We start from the raw sequence: 17,656 nt of genomic DNA on the forward strand, positions 1-17,656 counted from the left end.
GAGGCCGGCAAGCTGCCGGCCTCGCTCGGGTGCTGCGCGTGAGGTGGTGTCGGTGCCCGGGGGCTAGACCCGCTGCGCGATAGCGTGGGGTCCGGCGCTTGAGACAGGCCTCGACACGAGCCTCACTCCCAGCCGGGAACGGCAGCGCCCTTGAACAGCTCCTCGGCCTTGGCGGCGACTTCGTCGCTCTGGTAGGCGTCGACTAGCTGCTTGATGGCCTCGCGCTCTTCGTCGCCGCCGCGCACGGCGATGATGTTGACGTAGGGCGACTCGGGGCCTTCCTTGACCAGGGCGTCGGCCAGTGTCAGGCCGGCGGGCTGGGCGAAGGTGTTGTTGATGAAGGCCATGTCGACGTCCGGCAGCACGCGGGGCAACTGGGCGGCCTCGATCTCGCGGAAGTCGAAGTCCTTGGGGTTTTCGACGATGTCGAGCGGCGTCGCCTCGAGGTTGGTCGGGTCGTCCAGGGTGATCAGGCCCTCATTGTGCAGCAGGATCAGCGAGCGGCCTTCGTTGGACGGGTCGTTGGGCAGCGCAATGGTGGCACCCTCGGGCAGGTCCTCGATGGCGTCGTACTTCTCCGAGTAGGCGCCGATCGGGTAGACGAAGGTGCGGCCGGCGATGGCGAAATCGTAGCCACGATCGTTGACCATGGCCTTCATGTACGGCTCGTGCTGGTAGGCATTGGCGTCGAGGCTGCCGTCGGCGAGCGCGGCGTTGGGCGTCACGTAGTCGGTGAACTCGATGATCTCGACGTCCAGGCCGTAGCGCTCTTCGGCGAGGTCGACGGCGACCTGCATGACGTCTGTCTCGGGGCCTGCCACTGTGCCGACCTTGATGCTGTGCTCGTCGGCGTTGGCCTGGCTGATGGCCAGAGACAGGGTGGAGAGCGCCAGGGCGCCAATCAGGGTCTTGCGCATGTCGAAGTCTCCCGTTGCGTTGTGTTGTGCGCGATGTTCGCGACGTCGCTGCCAATCATAATGGAATAAATAATCTTTGTGTAATACTTTTAGGTTATTAGAGTGATCGCCATCACTTGTGATTGCTTCTGCGTACCAGGGTGTCACCGAGGCTCTGAAAGGCCTGCACCATGACCACCAGAATGGCTACCGTGATCAACATGATCGTCGGGTTGAAGCGGTTGTAGCCGTAACGGATGCCGAGGTCACCGAGTCCGCCACCGCCGACGGCGCCGGCCATGGCCGAGTAGCTGACCAGGGTGACGGCGGTGACGGTCAAGGCGGTGAAGATGCCGCCGCGGGCCTCCGGCAACAGGACCTTGGTAATGATCTGCCAGGGCGTGGCACCCATGGACTGCGCGGCCTCTACCAGGCCTGGGGACAGCTCGTTGAGCGCGCCTTCGACCAGGCGGGCGATAAAGGGGATGGCGGCGATGGTCAGGGGGACGGCGGCGGCATTGGTGCCGATGGACGAGCCAACGAGCATCCGCGTGAACGGGATGATCGCGACCATCAGGATGATGAAGGGGATCGACCGGCCGACGTTGGTGATCAGGCTCAAGGCGCCATTGAGGACTGGCTGGGCCAGAATCTGGCGCGGCCGAGTGACGTAGAGCAGCACGCCGAGGGGAATGCCGAGGGCTGCCGAGATGACCCCGGAGAGGGCGACCATATAAAGGGTATCGAGGGTAGCCTCGAGGATCAGGTTAAGCATCGCGCTGGACATGGCCAAGCACCTCCACGTTCAGGTCATGGGATTCGAGATAGTCGATGGCGCGACGCGTGTCGTCGGCGTCCCCCATCAGTTCGGCGATCATAAGGCCCAGGGTGCGCTCCTGAATCGACTCGACCTTGGCCTGCAGGATGCTGACGTCGACGCCGCATTCTCGGGCCAGTCGCGAAATCAGCGGTGTCGATACGGCGTCACCGGAGAAGGCCAGGCGTACCACCGGATGGGTCTGCTCACCGGCGGCGGTCTCGAGACGTTCGACCAGGGCGCGAGGAGGATCCAACTCCAGAAAGTCGTTGAGGAAGTGGCGGCCAAGGCGGGTCCTCGGGGCGGTGAAGAAATCGCCGACATCGGCCTGTTCGACCAGCTCACCGTCGGAAATCAGGCTGACTCGGTGGCAGATGGTCTTGACCACTTCCATCTCGTGGGTGATCAGCAGGATGGTCAGGCCGAGCTTGTGGTTGATGTCCTGCAAGAGTTCCAGGATCGAGCCGGTGGTCTGGGGATCGAGGGCCGAGGTGGCTTCATCGCAGAGCAGGACCCGAGGGCGGCTGGCGAGCGCCCGGGCAATGGCAACGCGCTGTTTCTGACCGCCCGATAGCTGGGCCGGGTGCTGATGCGCCTTGTCGGAAAGGCCGACCAGGTCGAGCAGTGGCGTCACGCGTTCGGTGATGGCATCGCGCTTCATGCCCATGAGCTCGAGAGGCAGGGCGACGTTATTGAAGACCGTGCGCGAGGTCAGCAGGTTGAAGTGCTGGAAGATCATGCCGATGCGATGGCGGGCCTGATTCAGCTCGGCGCCGGAGAGGCCGGTCAGCTCACGATCATCGACGAACACGCTGCCGGTGGAGGGGCGTTCGAGGAGATTGACGCAGCGGATCAGGGTCGATTTGCCGGCGCCGGAGAGGCCGATCACGCCGTGGATCTGGCCCTTGGGAACATGCAGGTCGATGTTCTTCAGCGCCGTGACGGCCCTTGGGCCCGTGCCGAAGGTCTTGGAAACGTTATGCAGTCGTATCATCTCAGCCACCGAGTGGCGCCGATGGGACGGGAGAGGCGGGCAATGGCAGTGGAGTGGCAAAAAAAAGGCCACCCTGACGGGTGGCCATCAACGCTGGACACACCCTTTTAGCTGCACTTCACCCGACAACGCCTTGTGAGCGTCATCGTGCGGGCGCCCGCAATCCGGGTACAAATCGGCGCCTTCAAAATGTAGCGGGCAAGAATAGGGATCACGGGCAGGGGTGTCAAACGTTTTGGCATACCCCTTGAGAAGTACCACCGCTTGCGTCCGGCATGCGCAACGTAAATGACTATAAAATGACAGTACGGCGGTGATCTGGCCTGCAAGTGGCCCGACAGCCGAGGGCGCCTGGCGGGCCAGGATGGCGAGCGCATGGACGCGTTCCATCGACGTGCTTAGACTGGCCGACCGGCATCCGGTCGACGCCGGGTCGCGGTGCGGCATGAGGCCGTGCAGCAGATTGTTCAGGAGACGTCATGTTTACGGGTATCGTTCAGGGCACCGCGGAAGTGGTTGCCATTGAAGAGGCACAAGCCTTCCGCACGCATACCATCGAGTTGCCCGATGCGTTGCTCACCGGGCTGGAACTGGGGGCCTCCGTGGCGCATAACGGCGTTTGCCTCACCGTCACCGCCGTGACGGGGCGGCGTGTCAGCTTCGATCTGATGCGCGAGACACTGAGGGTCACCAACCTGGGGCAACTCGCGGTGGGCAGTCGTCTGAATGTCGAGCGGGCCGCGCGGTTTGGCGACGAGATCGGGGGGCACGCCATGTCGGGCCATGTCATGGGCATGGCCGAGTTGATCGAGGTGGACGAGGCGCCCAATAATCGTCGGTTGTGGTTTCGGCTGCCGGCTGGGCTTGAGCGCTTCGTCTTCGCCAAGGGCTACATCGGCGTCGACGGGATCAGCCTGACCATCGGCGCCGTCCGCGACGAGGGCCGGGCCTTTTGCGTCGATCTGATTCCGGAAACCCTGCAGCGAACCGTCCTCGCTGAGCGCCAGCCTGGCGACAACGTGAATATCGAGGTGGATCCTCAGACCCAGGCCATCGTTGAAACGGTGGAGCGGGTGATGGCTGCCCGAGGGTAAGGGCGCGCCCGGGAGGCACCGTCGTGGTCGGGCGGCGTGGTCCCCGGTGACGTCTTGGTATGGCGTGGCGCCGTTGAGAGTGTGCAGTAGCGGTCGGCTTGCTCCGTGTCTCCTTCGGTGGGTGCTAACGTAACAGGAAGTCAGATACCGGTTACTTGAACGCACCGTGAAGCACGAGGATGGCACAATGAGAAACATGGCTAGATGGGGCTTGCCGACAGGGCTGGTCGGGATGCTGCTGGTGAGTGGCGCGTTGGCACAGGAATCGCCATCCGGGGCGGCATCCGAAAGCGGGGCCCCGGCACCGCTGTCGCCATGGGTCGACGATGCCGGCGCGATTTCGTTTCCCGAGAACTTTCGCACCAACATGATCCACTTGGGGTCGTGGTTTGTGCCGGAGGGTGATGCCAGTGGGTTTCACGGCGTCTACACGCAGCCAGGCACCATCGAGGCGTTTCGTGAGAGCGGCGCCTTCCCCGATGGGGCGGTGCTGGTCAAGGAGTTGAGGGCTCATGCCTCCGGCAATTACACCACCGGGGCAGGGGTCAGCTATGAAACGCCGCAGCTCAAGCAGTGGTTCGTGATGATCAAGGATTCCACCGATCGGTTCGCCGACAGCAACCCGGTCTGGGGCGATGGCTGGGGCTGGGCGCTGTTCACCACCGACGATACGTCGACCAACGCGGCGACCGACTATGAAGCGGACTGCTTGGGTTGCCACATTCCGGCCAAGGACAACGACTGGATCTATACCGAAGGGTACCCGATTCTGGTAGAGTGACGCGCTTTCGAGAGAAGCCGATTCGGGCGCTGGTCACCACCGCGCCCGTTGTCGTTTTGGCGGCTTCCGAGGCGCTACACCACGCCGGCCGACGGCTGTAGGAAGGGTTTAGCGTTAGCGGACGTGTGCCATACCGCGGTGATTCCTGAAGTGACCTGCTATATGGTGACAGTAGCCGGTGTCAGGAGTCCCACGGTGCCTTCCTCGTCCTGGACACCACCCCCGACCTCCAGTGCAGGACCAAGCGCATGCCCATGCAAGACAAGAGCACACAGCCCAAGAGCTGGCTCGATCGCTATTTCAAGCTCAGCGACCATCAGACCAATATCAAGACGGAGGTCATTGCCGGGGTCACGACCTTCCTGACCATGGCCTACATCATCTTCGTCAATCCGAGCATCCTCTCGGAAGCGGGGATGGACTATGGCGCGGTGTTTGTCGCGACCTGCCTGGCCGCGGCGGTGGGCTGCCTGATCATGGGGTTGTGGGCCAATTATCCCATCGCGCTGGCGCCAGGCATGGGGCTGAATGCCTTCTTTACCTATGGCGTCGTGCTCGGCATGGGCTACACCTGGGAGGCCGCGCTGGGCGCCGTGTTTCTCTCCGGTGTGACCTTTTTCCTGTTGAGCATCTTCCGCATCCGTGAGTGGATCATCAATTCGATTCCGATGACGTTGCGGTTAGGTATCGCGGCGGGCATCGGTTTATTTCTGGCGATGGTGGCGCTGAAGAATGCCGGCATCATCGTCGATAATCCCGCCACCCTGGTGGGCGTAGGGGATCTTTCGCAGCCCTCTGCCCTTTATGCGCTGGGCGGGTTCTTCGTGATCACGGCGCTGTCCCATCTGCGCGTTACCGGGGCGGTCATGATCGGCATTCTCGGGGTGACCGTGTTGGCCATGATTCTCGGCCACAATGAGTTCGGTGGCGTCGTCTCGATGCCGCCCTCGATTGCCCCCACGCTGATGCAGATGGATGTGGCCGGGGCCTTCGACCTCGCCATGGTCAGCGTCATCTTTGCCTTCCTGTTCGTGGATCTGTTCGATACTTCCGGCACCCTGGTCGGTGTCGCCCACCGCGGCAAGCTGCTCGACGAAGATGGCAAGCTGCCGCGCCTGGGGCGGGCGTTGATGGCCGATTCCAGTGCCTCGATGGCCGGTGCGGCGCTGGGGACCTCGACGACTACCAGCTATGTCGAGAGCACCGCCGGCATCGCCGCTGGCGGCCGTACCGGTCTCACCGCGGTGGTGGTCGCACTGCTGTTCCTGGCCAGCCTGTTCTTCGCACCACTGGCAGGCTCGATTCCGGCCTATGCCACCGCGGGTGCCTTGCTGTACGTCGCCTCGCTGATGGCGGGGAGCCTGTCCCACGCCGACTGGGATGACGCTACCGAGGCTGCCCCGGTGCTGATCGCCGCGTTGGCGATGCCGCTGACGTTCTCGATTGCCGAAGGCATCGCGCTTGGCTTCGTCAGCTATGTCGCCATCAAGGCGCTATCCGGCCGCTTCAAGGACCTGAACGCCGCCGTGGTCATTCTCGGCGTACTGTTCGCCGTCAAACTCGTGTTTATCGACTGATCCCGGGACACAGGCGCGGCCAGGGCCGCGCCTGTGTCCCCGGCCAACCATCCTCGCTTCATTCCTTCTTCGATCGAGAACCGCCATGAGCATCTACGGCGACTACATCAAGTCCGTCATTCGTACCGTTCCCGACTGGCCGCAGTCGGGTGTCAATTTTCGCGACATCACGCCGCTTCTGCAAAACAGCGCGGCCTTTCGCAAGCTGATCGACAGCTTCGTGCACCGCTATCAGGAGATGGAACTCGACGCCATCGCCGCCATCGATGCCCGGGGCTTCATCATCGGTGCGCCGCTGGCCTACGAGCTGGGCTGCAGCTTCGTGCCGGTGCGCAAGAAGGGGAAATTGCCGTTCAAGACCATCAGCCAGACCTATACCCTCGAGTACGGCACGGCCGAGGTCGAGCTGCACGCCGATGCCTTCCGCGAGGGCGATCGCATCCTGATCATGGATGACCTGATCGCCACCGGCGGCACCATGCTGGCGGCGGCCGAACTGATCTCGCGCAGCGGCGGCCAGGTCGTCGAGACCGCGGCGATCATCGATCTCCCGGACCTTGGTGGTTCCCAGAAAGTGCGTGACGCCGGCCATAGCGTCTTCGCCGTATGCTCCTTTACCGAGGACGAATGACCCATGAGCACCCATCGTTATCACCAGCATTTCACCGTGTCCTGGGATCAGTTGCAGCGTGACGTGCGCGAGCTCTGCCACCGCCTGATGGAGCGAGACCTGAAGGGCATCATCGCGGTCACTCGGGGTGGCCTGATCCCGGCGGCGCTGATCGCCCGCGAGCTCAATGTCAGGGTGATCGATACCGTCTGCGTCAAGAGCTATGACCACATGGACCAGGACCGCCTGGAGGTACTCAAGGGCGTCGATCACGACGGTGACGGTTGGTTGCTGGTAGACGACCTGGTCGACACCGGCAAGACCGCGCGGGCCGTGCGCGAGATGCTGCCCAAGGCGCACTTCGTGACTATCTATGCCAAGCCCGAGGGACGCCCGCTGGTCGATCAGTACCTCACCGAGGTGGCTCAGGACTGCTGGATCCAGTTCCCCTGGGACATGGGCGTGGCGTACGTGGAACCGCTGATCGATCAGAATCGCCTCGACGGGTCCGCAAGCGGTTAGGCGGTGGGGCGCACGCGGAGCCGGGTGCCCCGGATCGCGAACGAGAGTCGAACAAGGAGAGTCCAATGACGGACCCGGTTCTTCCCGAGGGCTGGCATCGCTTCCTCGGTCAGGAATTCGGCGCGGCGTACATGAACGCGCTGCGCGACTTCCTGGCCACCGAGAAAGCCGCACACAAGGTGATCTATCCGCCTTCGGCCGACTGGTTTCGGGCTTTTGAGCTGGCGCCACTTGCGCAGGTGAGGGTCGTCATCCTGGGGCAGGACCCTTACCACGGGCCGGGGCAAGCCCATGGGTTGTGCTTCTCGGTGCGCCCCGGCGTCAAGACACCGCCATCATTGGTCAATATCTACAAGGAGCTGGCCGATGACGTGGGCTTTCGGCACGTGGAGCATGGCCACCTGGAGGCCTGGGCGCGTCAGGGGGTGCTGCTGCTGAACACCTGCCTGACCGTGGAACAGGGCAACGCCGGCTCCCACCGCGGCCAGGGCTGGGAGGTCTTCACCGACAAGGCCATCGCCACCGTCAGCGCCGAGGCGCCGCCGTCGGTCTTTCTGCTGTGGGGCAGCCATGCCCGGCACAAGAAATCGCTGGTGGATGGCCGGCGCCATCTGGTGCTCGAGTCGCCCCATCCATCACCGTTGTCGGCCTATCGAGGCTTCTTCGGCAATCACCACTTCTCCCGGGCCAATGCCTTCCTCGAACAGCAAGGACGCCAGGCGGTTGACTGGCAGTTGCCGGCGACGCCATAGGCGGAGCCGCGGCGGGCGCGGCCCATAGGGCGGCGTGCCGCGGCGAAGCGGCGCTCCCGCCGGGTGCCCCGGTCGGCCCAGGCCAACACGTCGTCCCCTGGGTGCTTAACGTTGGCGTTGGTTGCGCGTAGAATGGCGCGCAATTTGTCGTCGTCGTCCATGCGGCGAACGTCTTTCATGCCCCCAATGCCTGCCAAGAGGTTCCCCATGAGCGTCCATGCCATCGATCATCCGCTGGTCCAACACAAGATTGGACTGATGCGCGAGGCCGGTATCAGCACCAAGAGTTTTCGTGAGTTGGCGGGGGAGGTGGCCAAGCTGCTCACCTACGAAGCCACCCAGGATCTGGAGCTGATCGACTATGACCTGGACGGCTGGAGCGGCGAGACCATCAAGGTCAAGCAGCTCAAGGGCAAGAAGGTCACGATTGTGCCAATCCTGCGCGCGGGACTCGGGATGCTCGATGGCGTGACGGATCTGATCCCCAGTGCACGGATCAGTGTCGTGGGGCTGTATCGCGACGAAGAGACCCTGGAGCCGGTACCGTACTTTTCCAAGTTCGCCGGCGATCTCGATGAGCGCATGGCGATCGTGATCGATCCTATGCTGGCCACCGGTGGTTCGATGGTCGCGACCCTGGACATGCTGCGCGATCGTGGCTGCACGCTGATGAAGGTCATCGTGCTGGTAGCGGCCCCCGAGGGCATCAAGCGGGTGCAGGACGCCTACCCCGACATCGAGATCTATACCGCCTCGGTCGACGAACGCCTGGACGAGAACGGCTACATCGTGCCGGGCCTTGGTGATGCCGGCGACAAGATTTTCGGTACCCGTTAAGGGCCGGCCAGCGCCGATAGGCTCGACTCACGACGCCCAATGTTCGACTTCGAACATTGGGCGTTTTTTTTGTCGGGCCCTTGCCGTTTCGCTGGAATTTAACCTCCCACCGGTCGGCCTTAGACAAAAGTTTATTTAACGAAACAAATATATTTAAAACAATAATTTAATTGATATGGCATGCAGTGCGACAGGCGTTTCCGCGAGTTTCGTTTGCCCACATTCGTGGGAGCAAAGCGAATCTCTACTACCGTTCATGACATAGCCCCGTGCCGCGTCGAAATGGCGCTACCGGGAGTATTTCGTGTTCGGTCGTCGCGAGAGCCTGAATGTCCCTGACCCTTGAAGACATCTCCCGCCGGGTGGCTGGAGAGACCCATGTCGATCGCGTTTCGCTGACCCTGGAGCCGGGCTCGTTCAACGTCCTGCTGGGCCGGACCCTGGCCGGCAAGACGTCGTTGATGCGACTCATGGCTGGGCTCGATCAGCCGAGCGCCGGGCGGATCCTGATGCACGGTGAGGATGTCACCGGTCGCCAGGTGCGCCAGCGCAACGTGTCCATGGTCTATCAGCAGTTCATCAACTATCCGAGCCACAGCGTCTACGCCAACATCGCCTCGCCGTTGAAGATCGCCGGGGTGGGGCGCCAGGACGTCGATCGGCGGGTGCGCGAGGTCGCCGAGATGCTGCATATCGAGCACTTGCTGGAGCGCACGCCGCTGGAGCTTTCCGGGGGGCAGCAGCAGCGCACGGCGATGGCGCGAGCGCTGGTCAAGGATGCCGACCTGATTCTGTTCGACGAGCCGCTGGTCAACCTCGACTACAAGCTACGCGAGGAGTTTCGCGAGGAGCTTCGTACCCTGTTCGAAAGGCGTGACTGCATCGCCGTCTACGCCACGACGGAGCCCTCCGAGGCCTTGGCCCTTGGTGGCTATACCGCGGTTCTCCATCAAGGGCGCCTGCTGCAGTACGGTCCTACCGCCGAGGTCTATCACCGGCCGGCGACGCTCACCGCCGCAGAGATGTTTTCCGAGCCGCCGATCAATGTCCTCGAAGGGCGGGTCAGAGAGGGTGAGGTGAGCTTCGACAGCGAAGTCCATTTCGCCCTCGACGACGACCTGGCGGGCCTCGCCGACGGCAACTATCGCTTCGGGGTACGCCCCTCGCACCTCACCATGACGCCGCGCGCCGACGACGACTTGGCGCTGGATGTCGCGGTGGAACTCGCCGAGATCAGCGGGTCGGAGACCTTCCTTCACGTGCGTAATGAACATGTTGCGTTGGTTGCCCACCTGCCAGGGGTGCATGCCTTCGGCGTCGATGAGGCCATTCGCCTCTACTTTCCGGTGCACCGGTTGTACGTCTTCGATGGCGAAGGCGCGACCGTTCACGTACCGCGATCTGCAGGAGCGTGCTGAATGGCCGAAATCACCCTGTCGGGGCTCGCCCACAGCTACCAGGCTAGCCCTGCCGGCGCCGCCGATTACGCGATCCGGCACCTCGATCATGTGTGGGAGCAGGGCGGCGCCTACGCCTTGCTTGGGCCGTCGGGCTGCGGCAAGTCGACGCTGCTCAACATCATCTCGGGCCTCTTGGCGCCCTCCGAGGGGGAGGTCCGCTTCGACGGGGTGGCGGTCAATGACCTTCCCCCCGAGGCACGCAACATCGCTCAGGTGTTCCAGTTCCCGGTGGTCTACGACACCATGACGGTGTTCGACAATCTGGCGTTTCCGTTGCGCAACGTGAAGACCCCGGAGGCCAAGGTGCGCGAGCGTGTCGCCGAAGTCGCCGAGATCCTCGAATTGACCGACCGCCTGGAACGCAAGGCCCGCAATCTGTCTGCCGACGATAAACAGAAGGTGTCGATGGGCCGAGGCCTGGTGCGTGACAACGTCTCGGCGATCCTGTTCGACGAGCCGCTGACCGTGATCGACCCGCAGCTGAAATGGAAACTGCGGCGCAAGCTCAAGGAGATCCACCGACGCTTCGCGGTCACCATGATCTACGTGACCCATGATCAGCTCGAGGCGTCGACGTTTGCCGACAAGATCGCGGTGATGTACGACGGTCAGATCGTGCAGTTCGGCACGCCGCGAGAGCTGTTCGAACGGCCCAATCACACCTTCGTCGGCTATTTCATCGGTAGCCCGGGGATGAATTTTATCGAGGTGCACGCGCGGGACGGCGAGGTGGTCAGTGGCGCGTTTCCGCTGGTGCTGGACGCCGCAACGGCTCGTCGGGTGGCGCAGGTGTGCCGGGACTCCAGCAACGTCAAGTTGGGGATTCGCCCGGAGTTCGTCGAGGTCTGCACCGAGGCCGGCGCTGACACCATGACGGCGCGGGTGCTCCAGGTTCAGGACCTGGGCACCTATGCGATTGTCCATCTCGGCCTCGGCGAGATCTCGCTCAAGGCGCGGATCGACGAAGGCCAGCCGATGCCCGGCCACGAAGCCCATGTGCACTTCCCGGCCCAGCACCTGGGTCTTTACGTCGATGAATTTCGGCGGGAGGATCGGCGATGAACAAGGTACGTAACAACCGGGCCTGGTGGCTGGTGCTGCCGATGCTGGCGCTGGTGGCGTTTTCGGCCATCGTGCCGCTGATGACGGTGGTGAACTACTCCGTGCAGGACGTCTTCGACGCCAATACGCGCTTCTTCACCGGCACCGAATGGTTCGTCAAGATGCTCAATGATCCGGCGTTGCAAGCGGCGTTGGCGCGCCAGTTCGCCTTCTCGATGACGATCCTGGCCATCGAGGTGCCGCTGGGCGTCGGCATCGCGCTGTTGATGCCCAAACGCGGGATTCGTGCCTCCCTGGTGTTGATACTGGTGACCCTGCCACTGCTGATTCCGTGGAATGTGGTCGGCAGCATCTGGCAGATATTTACCCGGGGCGACATCGGCCTGATGGGCTGGAGCCTGCGTGAGCTCGGGTATCCGTACAACCTCACCTCGAGTCCCGTCGATGCCTGGGTGACCATCGTGATCATGGACGTCTGGCACTGGACGCCACTGGTGGCGCTGTTGTGCTATAGCGGCCTGCAGGCCATTCCCGAGGCCTATTACCAGGCGGCGCGGATCGACCGGGCGTCGCGCTGGGCGGTGTTTCGCTACATTCAGCTGCCCAAGTTGACCAACGTGCTGGTGATCGGAGTGCTGCTGCGCTTCATGCACTCCTTCATGATCTACGCCGAACCGTTCGTGCTGACGGGGGGCGGTCCGGGGAGCTCGACCACCTTCCTCAGTCAGTCGCTGGCGATCATGGCGACGGCGCAGTTCGATGTCGGCCCGTCGGCGGCCTTCTCACTGATCTATTTCCTGATCATCCTGCTGGTGTGCTGGGTGTTCTATACCGCGATCATGCAGATGCAGAAGGATCGCCAGGCGGGAGGCCCGCATGAGTGAGTCACGCCACCAGCAGGCCGCCGCGACCGAGGCGGATCATGCCCAGGCCGAGGGGCCAACGATGACACCACAGCAGGCGCATGCGCTGGCCGCACGGGAGGCGGCGCACCGGCGTCGGCGAGCACGACCGAAGGGGCGCCGGCTCCGTTCCGGGCTGCTCCTCGGAGCCTACCTGGTGTTCGTCTTGTTGCCGATCTACTGGCTGGTCAACATGTCGCTGCAGACCAATGCCGAGATTCTCGGCGAGCTAACGCTCTGGCCCCAGGCGCTGACGCTGGACAATTACACCAAGATCTTCACCGACGCCAACTGGTACATGGGCTACGTGAACTCGATGACCTACGTGCTGATGAACATGGCGATCAGCATGGCAGTGGCGTTGCCCGCCGCCTATGCCTTCAGTCGATACTCCTTCATCGGCGACAAGCACCTGTTCTTCTGGCTGCTGACCAACATGATGGCGCCCCCGGCGGTGTTTCTGCTGCCGTATTTTCAGCTCTATTACACCGTCGGGCTTTTCGATACGCATATCGCCGTGGCGCTGGCGCACTGTTTGTTCAACATCCCTCTGGCGGTGTGGATTCTCGAGGGCTTCATGAGCAGCGTGCCCAAGGAGATCGATGAAACCGCCTTCATCGATGGCTATCGGTTCCCGCGCTTTTTCCTGACCATCTTCCTGCCACTGATTCGCTCAGGCATCGGCGTGACGCTGTTCTTCCTGTTCATGTTTTCCTGGGTCGAACTGCTGCTGGCTCGCACCCTGACCTCCACCGCGGCCCAGCCCATCGCATCGGTCATGACCAGAACCTCGACCGCTTCCGGCATCGACTGGGGCACCCTCGCCGCCGCCGGTGTATTGACCATCGTCCCCGGGGTGGTGGTGGTGTTCTTCGTGCGTCATCACATCGCCAAGGGCTTCGCCCTGGGCCGTACCTGAGGAGCTTGGCCATGTCCTGGATGGTGTGGACGCTGCCCACGGCAATCTTCTTCGCCGCCATCGCGGTGCTGCTGGTCGCCATGACGACGTGGGAGCTGGTGTCGCCCACGGTTGAGCGGCGAGGCTTTCTGCCCATGACCACGACCCGTGGTGATCGGTTTTTCATTGGCATGCTGTCGGCGGGTTATATCCACCTGGCAGTAGTCGGTTTCACATCGCTGAGCCTGTGGATGGCGCTTGGCGTGTCAGTGATCTGGATGCTGGTGCTATTGCGCTGGGGGTAACCGGCATCGCACAAGGCAGTCCTTCCCCCACACTCCCTCACCACAACAACGACGACCAATGAGGTGATCATGAAAGCGAAACCCATGAGTCGAGCAACGCTGGCCACCGCCATCATGCTCGCCGCGTTTGGAGCCCACGCCCAGGATGATGTCGATGCCACCATCGAGCGACTGGTCGATGAGGTGTTCCCGGATTCGACCCTGTCTCGTGAGGAGAAGATTGCCGAGCTGCAATGGTTCGCCAAGGCCGCCGAGCCCTTCCGTGGCATGCAGATCAATACGGTGGCCGAGGGGTTGACCACCCACACCTGGGAGCGAGATGTCCTGGTGCCCGCCTTCAACGAGTTGACCGGCATCGAACTGACCCACAACATCATCGGCGAAGGGGATGTGGTGCAGAACATGCAGACCCAGATGCAGTCGGGGCGCAACATCTACGATGCCTACGTCAACGATTCTGATGCCATCGGTACCCACATTCGCTACGGCTCGACGATCAACCTCACCGAGGCCATGGCCAATGAGTGGCAGGATCTGACGCTGCCAACCCTGGATCTGGATGACTTCATCGGCCTCCAGTACACCACCGGCCCCGACGGCAACCTTTACCAGTTGCCCGATCAGCAGTTCGCCAACCTTTACTGGTTCCGCTACGACTGGTTCAACCGCGACGACTTCAAGAGCCAGTTTCGTGACATCTATGGCTACGATCTTGGTGTGCCGACCAACTGGACGGCCTATCAGGACATCGCCGAATTTTTCAGTGAGCACGTCGGCGAGATCGATGGTGAAACGGTCTATGGGCACATGGATTACGGGCGGCGCGACCCGTCGCTGGGCTGGCGCTTCCATGACTCCTGGCTGTCCATGGCAGGGATGGGCAGCCCCGGGGTGCCATTCGGCAATCCTGTCGATGACTGGGGCATTCGTGTCGATGACCAGAGTCGGCCCGTGGGCGCGAGCGTGAGCCGCGGTGGTGCCACCAACTCGCCGGCCTCGGTGTTTGCCGTGACCAAGATGGTCGATTGGCTGCGGGATTATGCCCCGCCCGAGGCTCAAGGGATGACCTTCGGAGAGGCGGGGCCGGTCCCCGCGCAGGGCAACGTGGCCCAGCAGATCTTCTGGTACACCGCCTTCACCGCGGACATGGTCAGCCCTGAGGTGGCGGTGACCGACGACGAGGGCAATCCGAAGTGGCGAATGGCGCCGTCGCCGGTGGGCCCGTACTGGGAGGAGGGCATGAAGGTCGGCTATCAGGACGTGGGAGCCTGGACCTTCTTCGACTCGACCCCGCAGGATCGGCGCAGTGCCGCCTGGCTGTTCGCCCAGTTCAGCGTGTCCAAGACGGTATCCTTGGAGAAGCTGATGGCGGGCCTGACGCCGATACGTCGTTCCGATGTGTTCTCCGACCAGATGACCGACATGGCGCCGAAGCTCGGTGGTCTGGTGGAGTTCTATCGTAGCCCCAATGAATCCCAGTGGACGCCGACCGGGACCAACGTGCCGGATTATCCGCGCATGGCGCCGCTGTGGTGGCAGAACCTGGCGCCGGCAGTTAACGGCGATATCTCCGCGCAGGAAGCGCTGGACAACCTCGCCAACGATCTCGACAACATCATGGCGCGTCTGGCCAGGGCGAAGGTGTTCGCGACCTACGAGCCGGTGCTCAACGAACCCAAGGACCCCGAGGAGTGGCTGTCGCAGCCGGGCTCGCCGAAGGCCAAGCTCGACGATGAGATGCCCCAGGGAACCACGGTCCCTTACGAAGAGATGATGGCGGACTGGATGGCCGCCGGCACCAAGGAGTAAGGCGGTAGGCGGTGACATGGATCCCCCGCTCGAGGTGCCGTCGGCACCTCGAGCGGGGGTTCCGGGTGTTCGGAGAAGGCAAATCGGCAAAAAAGACGAGAGCCAACGCTGGGTCTTGATACCATGGCGGCCGATTTTCCCGCTCGACACCGGAGTCTTCCATGACCGATTCTTCGTCCAGCCAGGCGCCTTCCTCCCGGGCACCAACGGCTGCCCCTACCGATTCCCTGCCGCGCTTGCTGCTCACCGGCGCGCAGATGCTTTTCGTGGCCTTCGGTGCCCTGGTGCTGGTGCCATTGCTCACCGGGCTCGATCCGAACGTGGCCATGTTCACCGCCGGTATCGGGACCCTGGTCTTTCATGCCACCACGCGCATGACCGTCCCGGTGTTCCTGGCGTCGTCATTCGCCTTCATTGCGCCGATCCAGGGCTCCATCGCCAACTTTGGCGTCTCGGCCACCCTCGGCGGCCTGATGGCGGCAGGCCTCGTCTATGTCGTCATCTCCCAAGTCGTGCGCCTCAAGGGCACGGGTTGGCTGCATCGCCTGCTGCCGCCGGTGGTGGTCGGGCCGGTGATCATGGTCATCGGCCTGGCGCTGGCGCCGGTGGCGGTCAGCATGGCGACCGGGGAGACCAGCGAGACCATCGGCTATGGGCAGGCCATGGTGTTGTCCATGTCGAGCCTTCTGGTGACGCTGGTTCTGGCCGTATTCGGCCGTGGCCTGCTGCGCCTGGTGCCGATCATGGGGGGAATCGTGGCCGGCTACCTGCTGGCGTTGGTGATGGGAGTGGTCGACTTCACGCCGGTGAGCGAGGCCGCGTGGCTGGCGCTGCCGTCATTCACTGCGCCGAGTTTTCACTGGGCCGCGATCCTGTTCATGATTCCGGTGGCCATCGCGCCGGCGGTGGAGCATATCGGCGACATGGTGGCGATTGGCTCGGTCACCCGGCATAACTATCTGGAACGACCGGGTCTGCACCGTACCCTGCTCGGTGACGGCCTGGCGACCATGTCGGCCGGGGTGTTCGGCGGGCCGCCCAACACGACCTACTCGGAGGTGACCGGGGCGGTGACGCTGACCCGTGCCTTCGATCCGCGAATCATGGTGGCGGCGGCGGTGACGGCGATCCTGCTGGCGTTCTTCGCCAAGCTTGGCGCGGTGCTGCAGACCATTCCGGGGCCGGTCATGGGGGGCATCATGACGCTGCTGTTTGGCTCCATCGCGGTGGTCGGCATGAACACCCTGGTGCGTGCCGGCCAGGCGCTCACCGCGGCGCGCAACCTGGTGGTGGTATCGCTGATTCTGGTATTTGGCATAGGCGGGATGCACGTCGGCGGTGGGCAGTTCAGTCTCCAGGGCGTGAGCCTTGCGGCCCTGGTCGGCATCGCGTTGAACCTGGTGTTGCCGCGCGCCAGCGAAGACTGAGCGGTAAGCAGGGGAAGGCCGACCACGGCGCCGGCATCGCGGCTCGATGCCGGCGCCGTGACATGAAGAGGCGTCTCGTGGATGTGGGCGTGGCCGGCCGCGCCTGGTTCAGGCGTGGTGCAGTTCCTGGCCGCCATCGGAGAAGGTCGGCGGGGTGTTGGCGCTGACGATCACGCACTCGTCGTCGCCGGTATTGCGAAACCGGTGGGGCAACCGTGAGTCGAAGTAGTAGGCGTCTCCCGCGGCGAGGTGGCCGACCTCGCCATCGACGGTCAGCTCGATTTCGCCGGCGATGACCACGCCGCCTTCCTCTCCGTCGTGTTCAAGCATGTCGGCGCCGGTGTCTGCTCCGGGGGGGTAGCGTTCATGCAGTACCGACATGCGCCGGTCGGGGCGCCTTGCCGCCACCAGGCGCCAGGATAGCTGGCCATCGCCGATGTCGGTGAGTTCCGAGGCGCGGTAGAACGGGCTCGGATGGTTGGGTTCGTCGCCGGCGAAGAACGCGCTGATGGAGACGGGGAGTGCGTCAAGTATCTTCTTCAGTGAGCTGACCGACGGGCTGACGTTGTTGAGTTCGATCAGCGAGATGGTGCTGTTGGTCACGCCGGCGCGTTTGGCAAGCTCGCGTTGAGAAAGTTGCTTTTCCTGGCGTAGCTGCCGGAGGCGAGCGCCGACGTCAAAGGCGTCTTGCATGAAAATTCCCGTTTCGGTCTGGCCTTGGGTGCGACAAAGCGATCATCAAGGGCGGTGCTGAGCGGTGTGCCGACACATGTGTGAAATGATCGACAGATGATACTCGCTTGGCGCCACGAGGAACATCTTATCGGGGGCATTACCTCCTATGTTCATGGCGACTCCGCGCTCGGTAAGGCATGATGGAAGATGATGATTTTCTCACTCGGACCGGAGGGCG

At 63.2% G+C, this 17,656-nt stretch carries 18 protein-coding genes; 14 read left to right on the forward strand and 4 right to left on the reverse strand.

Going from position 1 to position 17,656, the window contains the following annotated elements; genetic code table 11:
• Window positions 1-122: 122 nt before the first annotated feature.
• The 3 genes from ACUN9Y_RS16630 to ACUN9Y_RS16640 all read right to left on the reverse strand — a co-directional run bounded on the left by ACUN9Y_RS16630 (window position 123) and on the right by ACUN9Y_RS16640 (window position 2,707).
• Window positions 123-917, reverse strand: a complete 795-nt coding sequence (locus ACUN9Y_RS16630) for a MetQ/NlpA family ABC transporter substrate-binding protein (RefSeq protein ID WP_445461842.1) — start codon at window positions 915-917, stop codon at window positions 123-125.
• A gap of 112 nt (window positions 918-1,029) precedes the next feature.
• On the reverse strand, window positions 1,030-1,683 hold the full coding sequence (locus tag ACUN9Y_RS16635; RefSeq protein WP_445461843.1) for a methionine ABC transporter permease: 654 nt from the start codon (window positions 1,681-1,683) through the stop codon (window positions 1,030-1,032).
• Complete coding sequence (locus ACUN9Y_RS16640) at window positions 1,664-2,707, reverse strand: methionine ABC transporter ATP-binding protein (RefSeq protein ID WP_445461844.1); 1,044 nt, start codon at window positions 2,705-2,707, stop codon at window positions 1,664-1,666. The genes ACUN9Y_RS16635 and ACUN9Y_RS16640 overlap by 20 nt, the downstream gene beginning before the upstream one ends.
• A gap of 479 nt (window positions 2,708-3,186) precedes the next feature.
• Here ACUN9Y_RS16640 and ACUN9Y_RS16645 point away from each other — a divergent pair, with 479 nt between their 5' ends.
• The 14 genes from ACUN9Y_RS16645 to ACUN9Y_RS16710 all read left to right on the forward strand — a co-directional run bounded on the left by ACUN9Y_RS16645 (window position 3,187) and on the right by ACUN9Y_RS16710 (window position 16,743).
• The gene (locus tag ACUN9Y_RS16645) at window positions 3,187-3,801 is read left to right on the forward strand and encodes a riboflavin synthase subunit alpha (protein ID WP_445461845.1); all 615 of its coding nucleotides are present in this window, start codon (window positions 3,187-3,189) and stop codon (window positions 3,799-3,801) included.
• Window positions 3,802-3,997: 196 nt separating this feature from the next.
• Window positions 3,998-4,582 carry a cytochrome P460 family protein gene (locus tag ACUN9Y_RS16650; RefSeq protein WP_445461846.1) on the forward strand — a complete coding sequence of 195 codons (585 nt, stop codon included), beginning with the start codon at window positions 3,998-4,000 and terminating at the stop codon, window positions 4,580-4,582.
• A 248-nt stretch (window positions 4,583-4,830) separates the two neighbouring features.
• Window positions 4,831-6,159, forward strand: coding sequence for an NCS2 family permease (locus ACUN9Y_RS16655; protein WP_445461847.1), 1,329 nt, complete (start codon window positions 4,831-4,833; stop codon window positions 6,157-6,159).
• 85 nt (window positions 6,160-6,244) lie between these two features.
• Window positions 6,245-6,790 (forward strand): adenine phosphoribosyltransferase, encoded by a 546-nt coding sequence (locus ACUN9Y_RS16660; RefSeq protein WP_445461848.1) that lies wholly within the window; start codon window positions 6,245-6,247, stop codon window positions 6,788-6,790.
• Window positions 6,791-6,793: 3 nt separating this feature from the next.
• Window positions 6,794-7,291: a xanthine phosphoribosyltransferase gene (gene gpt / locus ACUN9Y_RS16665; protein WP_445461849.1), complete on the forward strand. Its 498-nt coding sequence runs from the start codon at window positions 6,794-6,796 to the stop codon at window positions 7,289-7,291.
• Window positions 7,292-7,356: 65 nt separating this feature from the next.
• The gene (gene ung / locus ACUN9Y_RS16670; protein WP_445461850.1) at window positions 7,357-8,043 is read left to right on the forward strand and encodes a uracil-DNA glycosylase; all 687 of its coding nucleotides are present in this window, start codon (window positions 7,357-7,359) and stop codon (window positions 8,041-8,043) included.
• 207 nt (window positions 8,044-8,250) lie between these two features.
• The gene (gene upp, locus ACUN9Y_RS16675) at window positions 8,251-8,880 is read left to right on the forward strand and encodes a uracil phosphoribosyltransferase (protein ID WP_445461851.1); all 630 of its coding nucleotides are present in this window, start codon (window positions 8,251-8,253) and stop codon (window positions 8,878-8,880) included.
• Window positions 8,881-9,209: 329 nt separating this feature from the next.
• The gene (locus ACUN9Y_RS16680) at window positions 9,210-10,298 is read left to right on the forward strand and encodes an ABC transporter ATP-binding protein (protein WP_445461852.1); all 1,089 of its coding nucleotides are present in this window, start codon (window positions 9,210-9,212) and stop codon (window positions 10,296-10,298) included.
• Window positions 10,299-11,402: an ABC transporter ATP-binding protein gene (locus ACUN9Y_RS16685; protein WP_445461853.1), complete on the forward strand. Its 1,104-nt coding sequence runs from the start codon at window positions 10,299-10,301 to the stop codon at window positions 11,400-11,402.
• A complete protein-coding gene (locus tag ACUN9Y_RS16690; protein WP_445461854.1) occupies window positions 11,399-12,286 on the forward strand; it encodes a carbohydrate ABC transporter permease in 888 nt (295 codons plus the stop codon). Before ACUN9Y_RS16685 ends, ACUN9Y_RS16690 begins: the two co-directional genes overlap by 4 nt.
• Window positions 12,287-12,347: 61 nt before the next feature.
• Window positions 12,348-13,223 (forward strand): carbohydrate ABC transporter permease, encoded by an 876-nt coding sequence (locus tag ACUN9Y_RS16695; protein WP_445461899.1) that lies wholly within the window; start codon window positions 12,348-12,350, stop codon window positions 13,221-13,223.
• An 11-nt stretch (window positions 13,224-13,234) separates the two neighbouring features.
• Window positions 13,235-13,507, forward strand: a complete 273-nt coding sequence (locus ACUN9Y_RS16700; RefSeq protein ID WP_445461855.1) for a DUF2160 domain-containing protein — start codon at window positions 13,235-13,237, stop codon at window positions 13,505-13,507.
• 69 nt (window positions 13,508-13,576) lie between these two features.
• Window positions 13,577-15,316, forward strand: a complete 1,740-nt coding sequence (locus ACUN9Y_RS16705) for an ABC transporter substrate-binding protein (RefSeq protein ID WP_445461856.1) — start codon at window positions 13,577-13,579, stop codon at window positions 15,314-15,316.
• A 161-nt stretch (window positions 15,317-15,477) separates the two neighbouring features.
• The gene (locus ACUN9Y_RS16710; RefSeq protein ID WP_445461857.1) at window positions 15,478-16,743 is read left to right on the forward strand and encodes a uracil-xanthine permease family protein; all 1,266 of its coding nucleotides are present in this window, start codon (window positions 15,478-15,480) and stop codon (window positions 16,741-16,743) included.
• Window positions 16,744-16,851: 108 nt separating this feature from the next.
• Here ACUN9Y_RS16710 and ACUN9Y_RS16715 read toward each other — a convergent pair whose 3' ends face one another.
• Complete coding sequence (locus ACUN9Y_RS16715) at window positions 16,852-17,436, reverse strand: cupin domain-containing protein (RefSeq protein WP_445461858.1); 585 nt, start codon at window positions 17,434-17,436, stop codon at window positions 16,852-16,854.
• Window positions 17,437-17,656: the final 220 nt, after the last annotated feature.

The sequence above is a fragment of the Halomonas sp. V046 genome (assembly GCF_052645355.1).

What these genes read in the sequence shown, in the direction of transcription:
- ACUN9Y_RS16630 (WP_445461842.1), bottom strand. Translation starts at nt 917, where the DNA reads ATGCGCAAGACCCTGATTGGCGCCCTGGCGCTCTCCACCCTGTCTCTG.
- ACUN9Y_RS16635 (WP_445461843.1), bottom strand. Translation starts at nt 1,683, where the DNA reads ATGTCCAGCGCGATGCTTAACCTGATCCTCGAGGCTACCCTCGATACC.
- ACUN9Y_RS16640 (WP_445461844.1), bottom strand. Translation starts at nt 2,707, where the DNA reads ATGATACGACTGCATAACGTTTCCAAGACCTTCGGCACGGGCCCAAGG.
- ACUN9Y_RS16645 (WP_445461845.1), top strand. Translation starts at nt 3,187, where the DNA reads ATGTTTACGGGTATCGTTCAGGGCACCGCGGAAGTGGTTGCCATTGAA.
- ACUN9Y_RS16650 (WP_445461846.1), top strand. Translation starts at nt 3,998, where the DNA reads ATGGCTAGATGGGGCTTGCCGACAGGGCTGGTCGGGATGCTGCTGGTG.
- ACUN9Y_RS16655 (WP_445461847.1), top strand. Translation starts at nt 4,831, where the DNA reads ATGCCCATGCAAGACAAGAGCACACAGCCCAAGAGCTGGCTCGATCGC.
- ACUN9Y_RS16660 (WP_445461848.1), top strand. Translation starts at nt 6,245, where the DNA reads ATGAGCATCTACGGCGACTACATCAAGTCCGTCATTCGTACCGTTCCC.
- gpt (WP_445461849.1), top strand. Translation starts at nt 6,794, where the DNA reads ATGAGCACCCATCGTTATCACCAGCATTTCACCGTGTCCTGGGATCAG.
- ung (WP_445461850.1), top strand. Translation starts at nt 7,357, where the DNA reads ATGACGGACCCGGTTCTTCCCGAGGGCTGGCATCGCTTCCTCGGTCAG.
- upp (WP_445461851.1), top strand. Translation starts at nt 8,251, where the DNA reads ATGAGCGTCCATGCCATCGATCATCCGCTGGTCCAACACAAGATTGGA.
- ACUN9Y_RS16680 (WP_445461852.1), top strand. Translation starts at nt 9,210, where the DNA reads ATGTCCCTGACCCTTGAAGACATCTCCCGCCGGGTGGCTGGAGAGACC.
- ACUN9Y_RS16685 (WP_445461853.1), top strand. Translation starts at nt 10,299, where the DNA reads ATGGCCGAAATCACCCTGTCGGGGCTCGCCCACAGCTACCAGGCTAGC.
- ACUN9Y_RS16690 (WP_445461854.1), top strand. Translation starts at nt 11,399, where the DNA reads ATGAACAAGGTACGTAACAACCGGGCCTGGTGGCTGGTGCTGCCGATG.
- ACUN9Y_RS16695 (WP_445461899.1), top strand. Translation starts at nt 12,348, where the DNA reads ATGACACCACAGCAGGCGCATGCGCTGGCCGCACGGGAGGCGGCGCAC.
- ACUN9Y_RS16700 (WP_445461855.1), top strand. Translation starts at nt 13,235, where the DNA reads ATGTCCTGGATGGTGTGGACGCTGCCCACGGCAATCTTCTTCGCCGCC.
- ACUN9Y_RS16705 (WP_445461856.1), top strand. Translation starts at nt 13,577, where the DNA reads ATGAAAGCGAAACCCATGAGTCGAGCAACGCTGGCCACCGCCATCATG.
- ACUN9Y_RS16710 (WP_445461857.1), top strand. Translation starts at nt 15,478, where the DNA reads ATGACCGATTCTTCGTCCAGCCAGGCGCCTTCCTCCCGGGCACCAACG.
- ACUN9Y_RS16715 (WP_445461858.1), bottom strand. Translation starts at nt 17,436, where the DNA reads ATGCAAGACGCCTTTGACGTCGGCGCTCGCCTCCGGCAGCTACGCCAG.